The organism is Mesorhizobium loti, assembly GCF_013170705.1.
In the GTDB taxonomy this organism is placed as follows: Bacteria; Pseudomonadota; Alphaproteobacteria; order Rhizobiales; family Rhizobiaceae; genus Mesorhizobium; species Mesorhizobium loti_D.
Map to the genome: position 1 here is coordinate 5,832,689 of NZ_CP033334.1, position 17,297 is coordinate 5,849,985.

Here is a 17,297-nt window from a genome sequence, read left to right on the forward strand (position 1 = left end):
AAGCGCGGCGCGCGAAAACGAAATCAGTTGCGTTCGATACTGGCTTCCGGGCGGCGAGGCTTTCCGAGCGGAGAGACACTCATCGCGGTGGGACGCTAGGGTCGATGCGGGGGTACATCGGCCTTGACGTCTCGACCTTCGGGCGCACGCCGCCCGGAAACCTGCGGCCGCGGGAACGCGCGGCCGACCTGTCTGTCCTCAGCGCAGTCGGCTGGCGTCGTCACCATCGGCCGAGGCGGATTGCTGCGCGATGCCGCCGGCGAGCTTCACCTTCAGATTCTCGGTCATGAACTGTGTGCCGGCGGCGACCACGATATCGCCGGGATTCAATCCTTCGGCGACGCGCACGCCATCGGCGGCGAACTTGGCAACCTTCACCGGACGGGCGTGGACGGTGTCGGCGCCACGATCGACGGTCCAGACGATCGACTGGTTATCTTTCTCAGCCAACGCGCTCAGCGGGATCGATACGAGTTGCTTTTCGTTGGCCGCCGAAGCCTCGATATTGGCGGTCATGCCGAGAAGCACACGCTGGTCGTTGGGCAGGCTGACGCGGACGGCGAAGGTGCGCGACTGCGGATCGGCGCTGCCGGCAACCTCGCGGACCTTGCCGTCGAGCGTCAGTGTGTTGTCGGACCAGAAGCCGGCCTTGACCGGCTTGCCCGGCTTGAACTCGGCGATCTCCATTTCGGGGACCGCGATCAGCACTTCCTTCTCGCCGTCGACCGCGACGGTGACCACCGGCGCGCCGGAGCCGACCACCTGGCCGACATCGGCATTCACCGCCGTGACGATGCCGTCCTTGTCGGCCTTGAGGTCGGTATAGCCGACCTGGTTCTTGGCCTGTGCAAGTGACGAACGGGCGGAGTCGCGCGTGGCGACCGCCTGGTCATAGGTCAGCGTCGCCTGTTCGAGCTGCGATTTCGGCGAGAAATTCTTGGCGAAAAGCTGCTCGGCGCGCTTGCGCGCAAGCTCTGTCGTCTCGACCTGCCGTTCGGCGGCATCAAGAGCTGCCTGCGCGCTCTTGACCGAAAGGTCGTAGTCGGTGGGATCGATGCGGGCGAGCACATCGCCCGGCGCCACGTGCTGGCCGATGTCGACAAGGCGCTCGGTGATCTTGCCGTTGACGCGGAAAGCCAGCGCGCTTTCGGTGCGGGCCCGCACCGAACCGGAATAGGAAAGCGTGCGGGTGTCATGCGCCTGGGCAATCTCGACGACCTTGACCGGGCGGATGATCTCCTTGACCTCGGCCTTTTCCTGGCTGCAGCCGGCAAGCGTGAGCCCTGCAACGACCAAGCCCGCGACCGGCAACCGGCGGATGATGGAATTGGACAAAGACATCTGGTACTCCCGACTGAGGCGAACTGTCGACACCGGCGACCGGCGGCTATTTCAAGGCTCTGATGGCGTAATCGATAAGTTCGTCGGGCATTGCCCGGTTGGTCTTGGCAAGGCACTGCGCCACCATCTGCGGGTGGCAGAGAATGACGGTGGCGGCGCCAAAGCAGCGCGAGGCGGCTTCGGGATCCTGCTCCCTGAACTCGCCGGTCTCGACGCCCTCGCGGATCACCTCGGCGAACAGGTCGTGAATGCTGTTGACGTGCTTGTCGATGACGCTCCAGTCGCGCTCGAGCGCGACTATGACCATTTCATGGACCTTCTGCTCGTCGAGCATGGTCTCGAGCGTCATCTTGTACTGGGCATGAATGTAGCGACGCAGCCGCTCCTCCGCACTGATCGGCAGGTGCATGATCTCGTAGGCCATCTTGTAGCTGGCGCCGAGCATCCGGCCGCAAACGGCTTGGTGGATTTCAACCTTGGAGGCGAAGAAACGGTATATGTTGGCCGGCGACATCCCAAGTTCGCGGGCTATGTCCGCGACATTCGTCTTGCCGTAGCCATAGTGCCGGAATAGGCGCTCGGCGCAGTCGAGAATGCGTGTCACATTCTCCTGCCTGGCGGCATCGGCCATGATGTTGGCTGCTTCGGACATGGGTCCCTGTCGTTTTACGAGTGACGAATTTTAATTTTCGTCACTCGTAAATTGAAGAGAGGGCGATGTCAACGCGAAATCGACGTACGCGTATAATTGGTGACAGATGGTGACAGAAGGCTGACGCGACAACCGGCGCTCGCGATAGGAGGCAGTCGCTGATGAGTTCGTCATCCTAGGCGGAGCAAGGAGCGCAGCGACGCGGCGCAGACCCTAGGATCCATTCCATGACGTCGGTCAAAAAATGCTGCGGATCAATATGTTACATCAAAAGGCCCGCAGAGAGCCATTCCCAACCGCTGGAGCACGGCCGCGAGGTCACGGCATGGATCCTAGGGTTTCCGCGACGGAGCTTCGCTCCTGCTCCACCCTAGAATGACGAAGTCGCCGGTCCGCGGCAAATTGTCGAGGTCTAGCAAAAATGACGGTGCGCTCACGCCACCTTGGCCATCTCCCGCAGCCGGAACTTCTGGATCTTGCCGGTCGACGTCTTCGGTATCTCCGCAAAAATCACCGCTTTCGGCACTTTGAAACGGGCAAGCAGTGCACGGCAATGCTCGATGATCTCGGCTTCGGTCGCGGTCTTGCCGGGCTTCAGTTCGACATAGGCCACGGGCACCTCGCCCCATTTGTCGTCCGCGCGGGCAACCACACCGCACGACGCCACAGCCGGGTGTTTGTAGAGTGCGTCCTCGACCTCGATCGAGGAGATGTTTTCGCCACCCGAGATGATGATGTCCTTCGAACGGTCCTTGAGCTGGATGTAGCCGTCGGGATGCATGACGCCGAGGTCACCCGAGTGGAACCAGCCGCCGGCGAAGGCTTCGTCGCTTGCCTTGCGGTTCTTCAGATAACCCTTCATGACGATGTTGCCGCGGAACATGACCTCGCCGATCGTCTCGCCGTCGGCCGGCGTCGTCTGCATCGTCTCGGGATCCATGACGGTCAGGCCTTCGAGGGCTGCGTAGCGGACGCCCTGCCTTGCCTTCTTGGCGCTGCGCTCGCCTTTTGCCAGACTGTCCCATTCACCGTGCCATTCGTTGACCACCGCCGGACCATAGGTCTCGGTCAGGCCGTAGAGGTGGGTGACGGCAAAGCCGGCATCGGCCATGCCCGACAGCACGGCTTCCGGCGGCGGCGCGGCCGCGGTGTTGAAGGTGACGGTCTGCGGGAATTCGCGCTTGTCCTCATCCCGGGCATTGATCAGCACCGACATCACGACCGGCGCGCCACACAGATGGGTGACGCCATGATCGGCAATGGCATCGTAGATCGGCTTCGGCCGCACCCAGCGCAGGCAGACATGGGTGCCGGCCTGGACGGCGAGCGTCCAAGGAAAGCACCAGCCGTTGCAATGGAACATCGGCAGCGTCCACAGATAGACGGCGTGCTTGGCCATGCCGGCATGGATCGTGTTGGTGTAGGCCATCAGCGCCGCACCACGATGGTGGTAGACGACACCCTTCGGATTGCCCGTCGTGCCGGAGGTGTAGTTGAGCGAGATGGCGTCCCATTCATCGTCCGGCATCGACCAGGCGAAGCCCTCGTCGCCGCCAGCGACAAAATCCTCATAGTCTGATGCGCCGATCCGCTCGCCTTTCGGATAGGGCGCGTCGGCGGCGTATTCGGGATCATCATAGTCGATGACCAGCGGCTTGACCTTGGCCAGGTCAAGCGCCTGCCGGACGACACCTGAGAATTCACGGTCGACGATCAGCACCTTGGTCTCGGCATGGTCGAGCTGGAAGGCGATGACCGCGGCGTCGAGGCGAGTGTTGAGCGAATGCAGCACCGCCCTGGTCATCGGCACGCCGAAATGCGCCTCCAGCATTGGCGGCGTGTTGGACAGCATGACGGTGACCGTGTCGCCCTTGCCGATGCCGCGCTTCTGAAGCGCCGAGGCAAGCTTCAGCGAGCGACGCCAGAAATCACGATAGGAGGTGCGCTGGCCGCCATGGATGATGGCGGCATGATCAGGATAGGTCTTTGCGGCCCGCTCCAGATAGGTAAGCGGCGTCAGCGGCTGGTGGTTGGCCGCGTTCCTGTCAAGATCCTGTTCGTAGCGATTGCCCATCCCGGTCTCCCCAAAGTTCTTTTCGAGCTTTCTAACCCCAGGACTCTTGTCAGGCCATCCCCCCGGAGGGCCGAAAATGCTATGCTATGCAGGCTTTGTAGAACGGCGATCCCGGATGCACCTTGCCGAGAGACGATCGTGTCCCCGCATCCGAATTTGACTTTTGTCGAGAGCCGTGACTAATGTCAGCCGAGGAGACGGCATGGCGATCCGACCGGCAGAACAGCTCATTCACAAGGCCGCCTGGCTCTACTATGCGCATGGCCTGCGGCAGGACCAGGTTGCGAGCCAGCTTAACATTTCCCGTGCTTCGGTGGCCATGTATCTGCGCAAGGCGCGCGAGACCGGCATCGTCAACATCTCGACCTCGACGCAGCTGTTCACCGACGATGTGATGGCGCGCAAGCTCGAGGACGCGCTGGGCCTCGACGCGGTCTGGATCGCGCCGGAGAACGGCCACATCCCCGACCCTTCGACTGATATCGCCGTGCTGGCGGCGAGCGTCTTTCTGGAACTGGTCAAGAAGGGTGACCGCATCGGCGTCGCCTGGGGCCGCACCGTCTACATGATCGCCGACATCATGTCCTATGCCGACCTGCAGGAGGTCACGGTGGTGCAGCTTTGCGGCAACCTCGGCGCACCCTACTCCTATCGGCCCGACCAGTGCACCATGGAAATCGCACGCCGGCTCAACGCCAAGGGGTTGAACTTCTATGCGCCGCTGGTGCTGTCGACGGAAGAGCTGGCGCGCGCGCTGCGGGACGAACCGGTGATCCGCGAGCAGTTGTCGGGAATCAAGGACTGCGATCTCGCACTCTACTCGGTCGGCGCGGTCGACGCCGAGAGCCATCTGGTCAAGTGCGGCGCGCTGACATCGGGCGAGATGGCGGAGCTGCGCAGCCGAGGTGCCGCGGGCGTCATTGCCGGGCAGATCATCGACGCCGAGGGCAAGGTGCTCGACTGCAGCTACAACCGCCGGGTGATCTCCGCCGAGCTTGCCTCGCTGCGCGCCATCGAAAAACGCCTGATGGTGGTGCAGGAGGACAGCAAGTTCGAACCGCTGCTCGCGGCGATCGCTGGCGGGCTCTGCACGCATCTGGTGGTCGGCGCGCATATGGCGCAGCGGCTGCTCGATCATGCCGGAGCGGCAACCCAAAAGGTATCCTGAACCAGCAACCTTTCGCCGGCGCATTGTCATCAAGGCGTCGCGGCATCCTGTTTCACCACCCAAGACAGCAACTGGACGAAGCGAACATGAAGAACCTGTGGAACGACGAAGCGGCGGAGAAACTTGTCGCCGACTATGCCAAGAAGGGCGTCGGCCGCGACCTGGCCTTGCGCGTCTACACCACGCGGCTGCTGGGCGGCGTGCCGCAGCTCGTCCTGCATGGCGGCGGCAACACCTCCTGCAAGATCAAGGCAACCGACCTCGTCGGCGATGAATGGGACGTGCTCTGCGTCAAGGGCAGCGGCTGGGACATGGCCGTCATCGAGCCGCAAGGCCTGCCGGCGGTCAAGATGGGCGCCCTGCTCAAGGCGCGCGCGCTGGACAAGCTCTCCGACGAGGACATGGTGGCGCTGCAGCGGGCGAACCTGATCGATCCCTCTTCGCCCAATCCCTCGGTCGAAACGTTGCTGCATGCCTTCCTGCCGCACAAATTCGTCGACCACACCCATTCGACCGCGATCCTGGCCATCGTCGACCAGGAAGATTCGAAGCCGCTGGTGAAGACGGTCTTTGGCAGCAAGATGGGCTACGTGCCCTACATCATGCCAGGCTTCGACCTTGCCAAGGCGGCGGCCGACGTTTTCGATGCCGACCCGACCGTTGAAGGGCTGATCCTCGACAAGCACGGCATCTTCACCTTCGGCGACGATGCCAAACAGGCCTATGACCGGATGATCCACTATGTGAACGTCGCCGAGGACTATGTGGCCAGCCACGCCAAGCCGAAGGCGGCAAAGGCCGCGCTGCCGGCAAGGCTCGCGACGCCGGCCTCCATCGCTCCGATGCTGCGCGGCGCCGTCGCGGTGTCGCGCGGCGAAGGCCGTTTCGACCGCATGATCTCCGACTTTCGCACCTCCGACGCGATCGTCGATTTCATCAACTCGGCCGCGATCGCCGACTATGCCGGACGCGGCGTGTCGACACCGGATCTGTCGATCCGTATCAAGACAGGCCCGATGGCGGTGCCGGCGCCCGATGCCGACAAGGCGGGCGACTATAAGGCCATCATCAAGAGCCATGTCGACGCCTTCGCCAAGGATTATCGCGCCTATTTCGAGACCAATGACGCGCTCGACGACGTCAAGCGCATCATGCTCGACCCGATGCCGCGGCTGACGCTGGTGCCGGGCCTCGGCATGTTCGGCCATGGCCGTACGCTGAAGGACGCCAAAATCGCCTCCGACGTCGGCGAAATGTGGATCGAGGCGGTACGCGGCGCGGAAGCGGTCGGACGGTTCCATCCGCTGTCCAAGGCCGACCTCTTCCCGCTGGAATACTGGTCGCTCGAACAGGCCAAGCTTGCCTCCAACAAGCCGAAGCCGCTGACCGGCCAAGTGGTCCTGATCACCGGCGGCGCCGGCGCGATCGGGGCGGCAACGGCAAAACTGTTCGCCGACAATGGCGCCCATGCCGTCGTTGTCGATCTCGATGCCGACAAGGCTGCTGATGCCGCAAAGAAGGCCGGCAACAATTCGATCGGCGTCGCCGCCGACATCACCGATCCAGCCCAGGTGCGTGCCGCCTTCGACAAAGCGGTTGCCGTCTTCGGCGGCGTCGACATCCTGGTCTCCAATGCGGGAGCTGCCTGGGAAGGCCGGATCGGCGAACTCGATGATGCGCTTCTGCGCAAGAGCTTCGAGCTCAATTTCTTCGCCCACCAGTCGGCGGCGCAGAACGCCGTGCGCATCATGCTCGAACAGGGCACAGGCGGGGCGCTTTTGTTCAACACCTCCAAGCAGGCGGTGAACCCCGGTCCGAAATTCGGCGCCTATGGCGTACCGAAGGCGGCGACTTTGTTCCTGTCCAGGCAATATGCGCTCGACTACGGCGCCCATGGCATCCGCTCCAACGCCGTCAACGCCGATCGCATCCGGTCCGGCCTTCTGACCGACGCCATGATCGCCAGCCGCTCCGGCGCGCGCGGCGTCTCGGAGAAGGAGTACATGTCCGGCAATCTGCTCGGCCAGGAAGTGACCGCACAGGACGTGGCTCAGGCCTTCCTGCATCACGCGCTGGCCGAACGCACCACCGCTGACGTGACGACTGTCGACGGCGGCAACATCGCGGCGGCGCTGCGGTAGGCATTTTCGGCTGACAACAAAAAAGGGCGGCTCACGGCCGCCCTTTTCATATCTGTCGTGACGATCCTTACTTCGCGTTCGGATTCGGCATCCAGGCCGGCATGGCGACATCGGCATGGGCGAACTGCGGCAGCTTGGCCGACAGGTCTTCCATGTTCTTGATGTCCTTGTCGATCAGTTCCTTCTGGGTGATCAGCGTCGGCGGCACAATGACGTTGTGGCCGGGGTCCTCACCAGCGAGCAGCTGTGCCAGAGCGCGCACCGAGACTTGGCCGACAACGGCCGGGTTGGTCGCCGCGGTCGCTGCCCAGGCGCTGTCGGGCTCGCGCATCGCCGCGATATCCGAAGTCGAGATATCGGCCGAATAGATCTTGATGCCCTTGTTCAAGCCGGCTTCGTCGACGGCGATCTTCACGCCCTTGGCGAATTCGTCATAGGGGGCGAACATCACCTTGATATCGGGATGTGCCGACAGCACCGAACGCGCCTGGTTGGCGACGGAGTTGGCGATCGGGTTGTCGAGCGTGCCGAACATGGCCACTTCCTTGATGCCCGCATACTTCTTCTTCACGTCGACCCAGGTCTCGTTGCGGCGGTCGAGCGGCGCGATGCCGGCGACATAGACATAGCCGGCATTCCAGCTTTCGCCATTGTCCTTGACCGCCTGCTCGAGCGCGAGGCGGGCAAGGTCTTTGTCCGACTGTTCGATCTGCGGGATCTTGGGGTTTTCGACATTGACGTCGAAAGCCACCACCTTGATGCCGGCGTCGACAGCGCGCTGGGCGGCGTCCTTCATCGATTCCGTCAGGCCGTGCTGGATGATGATGCCCTGTACGCCGAGCGCGATCGCCTGGTCGACCATGTCGGACTGGAGGGCGGCGTCCTGGCGGCTGTCGAGCACGCGCAGGTCGATGCCGAGCGCCTTCGACTGCGCCTCGACGCCCGAGAGATAGGCCTGGAAGAAGTCACCAGTCGAGAGATAGCGCACCAGCGCGATCTTGACGCCGGGCTTGTCGAACGGCGCCGGCTTGTCCGCGGCCAGCGCGGGAAACTGCATCAGCATGGTTGCCCCGGCCAGCCCGAGCGCCACCTTCCCCAGAAGTCTTCTTGTGATGTTCACCTTGTTTTCCTCCACTCTTGTTGAGCCCAAAAACCTATCCGGCCGAAACTATCTCCGGCCCCTGCCCGACAAGGCAAAGGTGAAGACAAGGGCGACGACCAGAACCACGCCCTTGACGAAATCCTGCGTGTAGTAAGGCGCGTTCATCATCGTCAGGCCTTGCAGCAGGATGCCGACGAACAGCGCGCCGACCGCGGTGCCGAAGGCGTTCGGCTTGGCGGCGCCAAGCACCGCGTAGCCGATCAGCGCCGCGGCGACAGCATCGAGCAGCAAATTATTACCCGAGGCGATATCGCCGCGTCCAAGCCGGGCAGCGAGCAAAATGCCGCCGATCGAGGCAAAAACTCCTGAAATAACGTAGGCCCAGATCTTGTATGCCTTGACAGGCGCGCCGGCGAGTTCAGCGGCGCGCTCATTGCTGCCGACCGCATACATCATCCGCCCGAAGCGCGTGTATTCAAGGAAGAACCAGATCAGCACGGCAAGCACCAGCAGCACGACCACCGACACCGGAATGAGGTTCGGGATGAAGAAATCGAAGCGGTGGCGGCCGAGCGCAAGGAAGGCGTCGGAGAATTTGCCGTTGGCGACCGAACCGTCGGGCATGGTCATGCCGGTGGCGATGGAGCGGCCCTCGGTCGGGATGCGCTGCAAGCCGACAAGCAGGAACATCATGCCGAGCGTGGCGAGCAGGTCCGGCACGCGCATATAGACGATCAGCCAGCCATTGATCAGGCCGACAATGGCACCGATGAGCAGACAGACGACCACGGCGACGACGGCATTCTGCTCCAGCACCACCATGACATAGGCAGCCGCCATCATGGCCGATGTGGCGACCGAGCCGATCGACAGGTCGAAGCCGCCGACAACCAGCGTGGCGGTGACGCCGAGCGCCAGCACGCCGGTGATGGCGACGGACTGGAAGATGAAGACGGCACTTTGCGGCGAGACGAAACCGTCGGCCGCGATCGCGAAATAAGCGACGAGTCCGACCAGCAGGACGATGAACCCGTAGCGGATTGCGTGGTCGCGCAGCATCATTCAGCGCACCCCGGCGCCGCTGCCCACTTTAGCCAACTCGAACCCATGGTCTCTCCATTCCAATTCCATCGACCGCCACGCTCAGGCAGCGCTGTGCAGCGGCCCGCCGGCGACCTCGGCCAGCAGGCGATCGAGATCGACTTCGGCGTTGCGGTGTTCGCCGACGATCGTGTGTTCCGACATCACCAGGATGCGGTCGGCCGTCTCCAGCGCCTCGTCGAGTTCGGTGACGAACAAAAGCGTCGCGCGGCCATGGGCGCTTGCCCTGAGCTTGGCGGCGATGTCGCGCCTGGCCGAGATATCGACGCCCTGAAAAGGCTCGTCGAGCATGAACAGCGCGGCGTCCTGCGCCATCCAGCGGGCGACCATCACCTTCTGCTGGTTGCCGCCCGACAATGCCGACATTTCGTCCTTCTCGGAGCGGCAGACGATGCTGAGTTCCTCGATCTGCCGGCGCGCGGTCGCGCGTTCGAGCCGACGCTTGAGCACGCCCATGTTCGACATCCGCTTCAGGAACGGCAGGCTGACATTACGCTCGATGTTGAAGCCGCCGACAATGCCGCTGGTGGCGCGGTCCTTTGCGACGAGGAACACGCCGGCCGCGATCGCATCGCCGGCGGATCGCGGCGCGTAGGGCCTGCCATTCATCGCCATCGTACCCGACAGCGGCTTGCGCACACCGAACAGCGTTTCGGCAAAAGCGGTCTTGCCGACACCGACGAGGCCGGTGATGGCGACGACCTCGCCATCGCCAAGCGTCAGCGAGATCGGCCTGGCGCCCTGCGCGATGCGCAGGCCTTCAACGGTCAGGACCGGCTTGGCGGAACTTCTGGCAACGATCTGGTCGAGATGGATCTTGCGGCCGAGCATGGCATTGACCGCGCCTTCATAATCGAGCGGCTTGGTGTCAAAGGCACCTGAAACGATGCCGTCACGCATGGAGACGATGCGATCGGCAAGCCGCCTGATGTCGGACATGCGGTGCGAGATATAGAGGATCGCCACGCCCTGCTCGCGCAGCCTGTCGACCAGGGCGAACAACCGGTCGGCTTCGGCGCTGGAGAGCGAGGAAGTCGGCTCGTCGAGGATCAGCACCTTCGGCTGGTGCGCCAAGGCGCGTGCGATCGCCACCATCTGGCGATCGGCCAGCGACAGGTCGTTGACGCGGGCCTTGAGATCGATGGCCAACCCCATGCGGTCGGCGACGGCCTTGGCCTCGCGGCGCACCCGGGCCGGATTGAACAGGGTCGGCGCGCCCTTGCCGCTCAGCCTGTCGAGCGTCAGGTTGGTGGCGACATCGAGGTCGGCCACGACACCGTCATTGATGTTCTGATGCACGGTGACGACGCCGGAGCGGATCGCTTCGGCCGGCGTGTTCGGCGCGAACTCCTGCCCGGCAAGCGTCATGGTGCCGCCGCCACGCTCGTAGACGCCGCTGATGATCTTGACGAGGGTGGATTTACCAGCGCCGTTGGCGCCCATCAGCACGGTCACTTCGCCGGCATGCAGCTCGAGCGAGATGCCGCCAAGCACCTCGTTGCGGCCAAAGGATTTCCTCAGTCCCTCTACGCGGAACACGGCATTGCCGACCATGCGTTCCTCCCTGACCTCGACGCTATGGTCAATATCGGCAATTGTCAACACGATTGACAATTGCCAGACAGGTTCCTAGCTTGGCCCCGCCGCTAAGGCTCCCTTATGATCGGAGCGCACAGGCGGGAGGGAGACGAATGACTGGGAAATTGCCGTTCGAAGCATTGTCGGTGGAGACGCTTGCAACGCGCCTCGGCACGAACGAGGCGCTGTGCGCGAAGATCGGCAAGGACACGACACGATGGAAGGTCCGCGAAGTCGGCGACGGCAATCTGAACCTGGTGTTCATCGTCGAGGGTGCCGGCGGCGGCGCCATCGTCAAGCAGGCCCTGCCCTATGTCCGGCTGGTCGGCGACAGCTGGCCGCTACCGCTGAAGCGATCCTTCTTCGAGTATCACGCGCTGACCCGTCAGGAGGCGCGCGCGCCGGGCTCGGTGCCGGCGATCTATCATTTCGATGAAGGCCAGGCGCTGATCATCATGGAGTATCTGGCGCCACCACATACCATTCTCAGGCGCGCGCTGATCGACGGGCGCCAGTTGCCCAACATTGCCAGGGATATCGGCCTGTTCATGGCCCGTACGCTGTTCCGCGGGTCCGACCTGTCGATGGTGACCAGGGATCGCAAGGCCGATCTGGCGCTGTTCGCCGACAATGTCGACCTCTGCGACATCACCGAGAACCTGGTGTTCTCCGATCCCTATTTCGACGCGAAGTTGAACCGGCATACCTCGCCGCAACTCGACGGTCTGGTCGCGGACCTGCGTGCCGACCGCGACCTCAAGGTGGAGGCGCAACGGCTGAAGCACATCTTCGCCGCCAATGCCGAGACGCTGCTGCATGGCGACCTGCATTCCGGCTCGATCATGGTCACCGACACAGAGACCCGGATGATCGATCCGGAGTTCGCCTTCTACGGGCCGATGGCCTTCGATGTCGGCATGCTGCTCGCCAATTTCTGGATGTCCTTCTTCTCGCAGCGCGGACATGAGCAGAAAGGCAAGCGCGACGCCATGCGCACCTATCTGCTCGGGGTCACCGCACAGACATGGGCGGTGTTCCGCGCCGAGTTCTCGCATCTGTGGCGCACCGAGCGCACCGGAATGCTCTATCAGAGAAGCCTGTTCGAGGATCAGGGCGACATACTCGCCGCGGAGCAGGCGCTCGATCACGTTCTGCACCAGATCTGGACCGATCTTCTCGGCTTTGCCGGCATCGAGGTGCACAGGCGCATCCTCGGCCTTGCCCACAATGCCGATTTCGAGACCATTGCCGACGAGGATCTGCGCGCCTCCTGCGAGGCGAAGGCGCTCAAATTCGGCCGTCACATCGCCGTCAACCGGCGGCGGATACACAGCATCGACGAGGTCAACAATCTGGCCGCGCTGATCGAACAGGAGAGCAGCATTTGAACGTCGGCGAGCGCCACTATCGCACCATCTGGCTGAGCGACGACGGACGTTCGGTTGACATTATCGACCAGCGTTGGCTGCCGCATGATTTCCGCGTCGAGACGATCGGCACGGTTTCCGGCATCGCCACCGCCATCCGCGACATGTGGGTGCGTGGCGCGCCGCTGATCGGCGTCACCGCCGCCTACGGTGTTGCCCTGCAGATGGCCGACGACCCATCCGACGAAGCGCTCGATGCCGTTTGGGAAACGCTGCACGAGACGCGCCCGACGGCGATCAATTTGCGTTGGGCGCTCGATGAGATGCGGCGCTTCCTCAAGCCGCTGCCAAAAGAACAACGCGCCGAAGCCGCCTATCGGCGCGCCAGCGAGATCGCCGACGAGGATGTCGCGCTGAACCGCGCCATCGGCGAGAACGGTCTTGCCGTCATCAAGGCGATCGCGGCGCGCAAGCAGCCGGGTGAGACGGTCAACATCCTGACGCATTGCAATGCCGGCTGGCTGGCCACCGTCGATTACGGCACCGCCACCGCGCCGATATATCTGGCAACCGAAGCCGGCATTCCGGTCCACGTCTATGTTGACGAGACCCGACCGCGCAACCAGGGCGCCCAGCTGACCGCGTGGGAGATGGCAGGCCACGGCGTGCCGCACACGCTGATCGTCGACAATGCCGGCGGCCATCTGATGCAGCGAGGGGCGATCGACATGGTCATCGTCGGCACCGACCGGACCACCGCCGACGGCGATGTCTGCAACAAGATCGGCACCTATCTGAAGGCGCTCGCCGCCGCCGACAATGACGTGCCGTTCTATGTCGCGCTGCCCTCGCCGACCATCGACTGGACGGTGCATGATGGGCTCAAGGAAATCCCGATCGAGCAGCGCTCGGCCGACGAGGTCTCGCTGGTATGGGGCAAGACCGCCGGCGGCGAGATCGCCCAGGTGCGCATCTCGCCCGAAGCGACGCCCGCGGCCAATCCGGCCTTCGACGTGACCCCGGCGCGGCTGGTGACTGGCTTGATCACCGAACGCGGCATAGCCAAGGCATCGCGCGAGGGCCTGAAGGCGATGTTCCCCGAACGGGCATAGCCCATGCCGGCTAGTACAGCGGCTTGCTCATGTGGTTGGGCGTTGGCCATTGCGTGGTGACGCCGGGCTGCACCGGGCGCTCGAGATAGGTCGACAGCACCACATAGCTGCGGGTCGAGGTGACGCCGGGCGTTTCGTAGAGGCGAGCGAGCAGGCCTTCCAGCGCCCGCGTGTCTTCGGTGCGGACCTTCAGCAACATGCAGGTGTCGCCGGCGACGGTGTGGATCTCCTCGACTTCCGGATATTGCGAAACCGCCATCAACTCCGGGGTCTTGCCCCAGCCCCTGGTGTCGATATGCACGAAGGCCAGCAGCGGCTTCTTCACCGCCTTGGGGTCGATGATCGCGGCTGTGCCGCGAATGGCGCCGCTGCGCCGAAGACGCTTCACCCGCTCATGCGCGGCTGGCGGCGAAAGCCCGACCCGATCGCCGAGTTCCGCATAGCTGACGGTGGCATCGTCGACGAGAACGCCTAATATCTTTCTGTCAATTGCGTCGACATCGCGGGGCGCCGGCGTGTTCCGCGGAATGGTATCTGTTTCTTCATCCATATCGACAATCCTGATTGCCACAGAATTTAATACGGCCATTATGGCCATATGTCGAACAGCAATCAAGTAACAGCCCTGCCAACGGATGCCAGGCCGCCGATCCCGGCCCTCGCCTATCTGTTGACCGGATGCATCGCCGTGATCGGCTCGAATTCGCTGGTCCTGGGCCCGATAGCCCCGGCCGTGGCGTCGTCCTTCGCGAGCAGCGTCCCGACCGTGATGATCGCGGCGGCCGCCTTTGGGCTCGGGACCTCGGCAAGTGCCCTGTTCCTGGCCCGCTATATCGACCGGCTCGGCGCCCGCCGGATGCTGCAGGGGGCATTGCTGTTGCTGGCCATGGCCCTGGTTGCCAGCGCGGCCGCACCGATACTGACCGTGCTGGTCGCGGCCCAGCTGGTCGCAGGTATTGCCGCCGGCGTCGCCATGCCGGCGATCTATGCGAGTTCGGCGGCGATCGCGCCGCCCGGCCGCGAAAGCGGGACCATCGGCGTCGTGCTGACCGGATGGACGCTCAGCATGGTGGCCGGTGTTTCGCTCTCGGCCGTGCTTGCCGATCTCGTGCACTGGCGCGCCGTCTTCGCGGCCGTCGCGGTACTGGCAATGCTGGCGCTGACCAGTCTCACCATGACCTCGCTGAGCGACATCAGGAAGAGCGGCCCGGCCCCGACGCCGCTGGCGGCGCTCGGCATTCCCGGCATCGTGCCGCTTCTCATCGCTTGCGCCGCCTTCATGACCGCCTTCTACGGTGTCTATGGCTATCTCGGCGACCACCTGCACAGCGGACTTGGCAAACCGGTGAGCGCCAATGGATGGGCAGCCCTTGCCTATGGCATCGGCTTCGGCACGGCTGCTCTCCTCGACGGGGTGATCGATCGCCTGGGCGCACGCCGCGTCATGCCATTCGCCTATCTTCTAGTCGCCATCGTCTATGTCGCGATCGCCGCGAGCAGCCACAGTTTCGGCCTGACGCTCGCCATGGTGGCGGTTTGGGGGCTTGCCAATCATTTCGGACTGAATGTCCTGGTGATGAGCCTTTCGGCGCTCGATCCCTCACGGCGTGGCACGATCATGGGCCTGAACAGCTCGGTAACCTATCTGGCGGTCTTTGTCGGCACTACCGGTTTCGGGCCGCTCTATTCCAGCTTCGGCTTTGCGGTCTGCGCGATGGTTGCGGCACTGCTGATGCTGGTTGCCGCAGCGGCGGCAGCGTGGCGCACGCGACAGATCGCTTCTTTTACGTGATTGCTCCAGTCGACGGAACGTGATTGGCCACCGGCCTTTCGCCCGGTTGACAGTGACACCCCCGCCCCTCCATACAAAAGCCCGTTAATGTTCTCAGGGCGGGGTGAAAGTCCCCACCGGCGGTAAGGGTCTCAAACCCAAGCCCGCGAGCGCTTTCCAGTTTGGAAAGGTCAGCAGATCCGGTGTGAATCCGGAGCCGACGGTTAGAGTCCGGATGAAAGAGGACGAAACGGAAGACGGACCGCATCGGCGGGCCGGATTCCGTGTCGTGCGTCCTGATTCTGGTTCGAAACGGAAGGATGGACCCATGAATCAGCATTCCCACAAAGACTATGAAACAACCCGCATCGCCGTCATTCGAGCGCGCTGGCATGCCGATATCGTCGACCAGTGCGTAAGGGCTTTCGAAACGGAACTCGCCGAACTAGGAGGCGACCGCTTCGCCGTCGATGTCTTCGATGTGCCCGGCGCCTACGAAATCCCGCTGCACGCCAAGACCTTGGCTGAGACCGGCCACTATGCCGCGATCCTCGGCACGGCCTTCGTCGTCAATGGTGGCATCTACCGGCATGAGTTCGTCGCCGGCGCCGTCATCGACGGCATGATGAACGTGCAACTGTCGACCGGTGTGCCGGTGCTTTCTGCGGTGCTGACGCCGCACAATTTTCACGACAGCGCCGAGCATCACCGCTTCTTCTTCGAGCACTTCACGATCAAGGGCAAGGAAGCGGCCAACGCCTGCGTGCAGATTCTCGCCGCCCGGGAAAAGATCGCGGCATGAAATCTTCCCGGCCGGGTGGAAATCGCGATAACACCCGGTAGTATTTGCGAAAATACCGAGTTCGGGGAGGATGCCGGTGCAGACCAAGAAGATCATCAATGACGGCAACCGCGCCGTCGACGAGATGCTCGAAGGGATCCTCGCCGCGCATCCTCGCCACCTCATGAGCGCGGACGGCAGCCCGCGCTCGATCATCGCCCGCGACGGGCCGCGGCCCGGCAAGGTCGGGCTGGTCATCGGCGGCGGCTCCGGCCACGAACCGACCTTTCTAGGCTTTGTCGGCAAGGGACTGGCGGACGCGGCGGCCATCGGAAACGTCTTTGCCTCGCCGCCACCCGATCCGATCCTGGAATGCGCCAAGGCGGTGAGCGGTGGCGCCGGCGTGCTATTCATGTACGGCAACTATGCCGGCGATGTGATGAATTTCGACATGGCGGCCGAGATGGCCGCGATGGACGACATCGAGGTGCGCACGGTGCTGACCACCGATGACGTCGCCTCGGCGCCGCGCGACCAGCGGCAGAAGCGCCGCGGCGTCGCCGGCAATTTCTTTATCTTCAAGGCGGCCGGCGCCGCCTGCGACCTCATGCTCTCCCTGGACGAGGTCGAGCGCATCGCGCGCAAGGCCAACGACCACACCTTCACCATGGGCGTGGCACTGTCACCCTGCTCGCTGCCGCAGACAAGGCGGCCGAATTTCGAGATCGGCGCCGACGAAATGGAGATCGGCATGGGCATCCATGGCGAACCCGGCATCGCTCGCGGCAAGCTTGGGAGCGCCGACGAAATCACCGACGAGATGCTGGACAGGATTTTCGCCGAGATGGCGCCGAAGCGCGGCGACAAGGTCGCGGTGCTGGTCAACTCGCTCGGCTCGACGCCGCTGATGGAACTCTACATCATGAACCGCCGGGTCAAGCAGCGGCTCGACGACATCGGCGTTTCGATCCACGCGACCTGGGTCGGCAACTACTGCACCTCGCTGGAAATGGCCGGCGCCTCGGTGACGCTTTTTCATCTCGACGAGGAGCTGCAGATCATGCTCGACCACCCCTGCGACTGCGCCATGTTCCGTGCCGGCTGACGAA

14 protein-coding genes and 1 riboswitch are annotated in these 17,297 nt (G+C 63.6%); of the genes, 7 read left to right on the top strand and 7 right to left on the bottom strand.

Going from position 1 to position 17,297, the window contains the following annotated elements:
- Nucleotides 1-198 precede the first annotated feature (198 nt).
- The 3 genes from EB815_RS28695 to EB815_RS28705 form a co-directional block, all read right to left on the bottom strand.
- Nucleotides 199-1,341, bottom strand: a complete 1,143-nt coding sequence (locus tag EB815_RS28695; RefSeq protein ID WP_056564339.1) for an efflux RND transporter periplasmic adaptor subunit — start codon at nt 1,339-1,341, stop codon at nt 199-201.
- Nucleotides 1,342-1,387: 46 nt separating this feature from the next.
- Nucleotides 1,388-1,993 (bottom strand): TetR family transcriptional regulator, encoded by a 606-nt coding sequence (locus tag EB815_RS28700; RefSeq protein WP_056564343.1) that lies wholly within the window; start codon nt 1,991-1,993, stop codon nt 1,388-1,390.
- Nucleotides 1,994-2,426: 433 nt separating this feature from the next.
- Entirely contained in the window at nt 2,427-4,067 is a 1,641-nt protein-coding gene (locus EB815_RS28705; RefSeq protein ID WP_056564346.1) for an acyl-CoA synthetase, read from the bottom strand.
- Nucleotides 4,068-4,269: 202 nt separating this feature from the next.
- Here EB815_RS28705 and EB815_RS28710 point away from each other — a divergent pair, with 202 nt between their 5' ends.
- Both EB815_RS28710 and EB815_RS28715 read left to right on the top strand, forming a co-directional pair.
- The gene (locus EB815_RS28710; protein ID WP_056564349.1) at nt 4,270-5,235 is read left to right on the top strand and encodes a sugar-binding transcriptional regulator; all 966 of its coding nucleotides are present in this window, start codon (nt 4,270-4,272) and stop codon (nt 5,233-5,235) included.
- Nucleotides 5,236-5,321: 86 nt separating this feature from the next.
- Nucleotides 5,322-7,376 (top strand): bifunctional aldolase/short-chain dehydrogenase, encoded by a 2,055-nt coding sequence (locus EB815_RS28715; protein ID WP_056564352.1) that lies wholly within the window; start codon nt 5,322-5,324, stop codon nt 7,374-7,376.
- Nucleotides 7,377-7,443: 67 nt separating this feature from the next.
- Here the strand turns inward: EB815_RS28715 and EB815_RS28720 are convergent, their stop codons facing one another.
- The 3 genes from EB815_RS28720 to EB815_RS28730 all read right to left on the bottom strand — a co-directional run bounded on the left by EB815_RS28720 (nt 7,444) and on the right by EB815_RS28730 (nt 11,133).
- Nucleotides 7,444-8,496: a substrate-binding domain-containing protein gene (locus tag EB815_RS28720; RefSeq protein ID WP_056565665.1), complete on the bottom strand. Its 1,053-nt coding sequence runs from the start codon at nt 8,494-8,496 to the stop codon at nt 7,444-7,446.
- A gap of 48 nt (nt 8,497-8,544) precedes the next feature.
- A complete protein-coding gene (locus EB815_RS28725) occupies nt 8,545-9,540 on the bottom strand; it encodes an ABC transporter permease (RefSeq protein WP_056564354.1) in 996 nt (331 codons plus the stop codon).
- An 81-nt stretch (nt 9,541-9,621) separates the two neighbouring features.
- Entirely contained in the window at nt 9,622-11,133 is a 1,512-nt protein-coding gene (locus EB815_RS28730; RefSeq protein ID WP_056564357.1) for a sugar ABC transporter ATP-binding protein, read from the bottom strand.
- 137 nt (nt 11,134-11,270) lie between these two features.
- Here EB815_RS28730 and mtnK point away from each other — a divergent pair, with 137 nt between their 5' ends.
- Nucleotides 11,271-12,545, top strand: coding sequence for an S-methyl-5-thioribose kinase (gene mtnK / locus EB815_RS28735; RefSeq protein WP_056564361.1), 1,275 nt, complete (start codon nt 11,271-11,273; stop codon nt 12,543-12,545).
- Nucleotides 12,542-13,636 (top strand): S-methyl-5-thioribose-1-phosphate isomerase, encoded by a 1,095-nt coding sequence (gene mtnA, locus EB815_RS28740; protein ID WP_056564364.1) that lies wholly within the window; start codon nt 12,542-12,544, stop codon nt 13,634-13,636. The genes mtnK and mtnA overlap by 4 nt, the downstream gene beginning before the upstream one ends.
- Before the next feature lie 10 nt (nt 13,637-13,646).
- Here the strand turns inward: mtnA and EB815_RS28745 are convergent, their stop codons facing one another.
- The gene (locus EB815_RS28745) at nt 13,647-14,186 is read right to left on the bottom strand and encodes an Lrp/AsnC family transcriptional regulator (protein ID WP_056564366.1); all 540 of its coding nucleotides are present in this window, start codon (nt 14,184-14,186) and stop codon (nt 13,647-13,649) included.
- 48 nt (nt 14,187-14,234) lie between these two features.
- Between EB815_RS28745 and EB815_RS28750 the strand changes: the two genes are divergently transcribed.
- The 3 genes from EB815_RS28750 (at nt 14,235) to EB815_RS28760 (ending at nt 17,293) form a co-directional block, all read left to right on the top strand.
- Nucleotides 14,235-15,428 carry an MFS transporter gene (locus tag EB815_RS28750; RefSeq protein WP_056564369.1) on the top strand — a complete coding sequence of 398 codons (1,194 nt, stop codon included), beginning with the start codon at nt 14,235-14,237 and terminating at the stop codon, nt 15,426-15,428.
- A gap of 85 nt (nt 15,429-15,513) precedes the next feature.
- A riboswitch (FMN riboswitch) is annotated at nt 15,514-15,658 on the top strand.
- Between the two features lie 77 nt (nt 15,659-15,735).
- Nucleotides 15,736-16,209 carry a 6,7-dimethyl-8-ribityllumazine synthase gene (locus EB815_RS28755; RefSeq protein ID WP_056564372.1) on the top strand — a complete coding sequence of 158 codons (474 nt, stop codon included), beginning with the start codon at nt 15,736-15,738 and terminating at the stop codon, nt 16,207-16,209.
- Nucleotides 16,210-16,279: 70 nt separating this feature from the next.
- Entirely contained in the window at nt 16,280-17,293 is a 1,014-nt protein-coding gene (locus EB815_RS28760; protein WP_171883326.1) for a dihydroxyacetone kinase subunit DhaK, read from the top strand.
- The last annotated feature ends 4 nt before the right edge of the window (nt 17,294-17,297 follow it).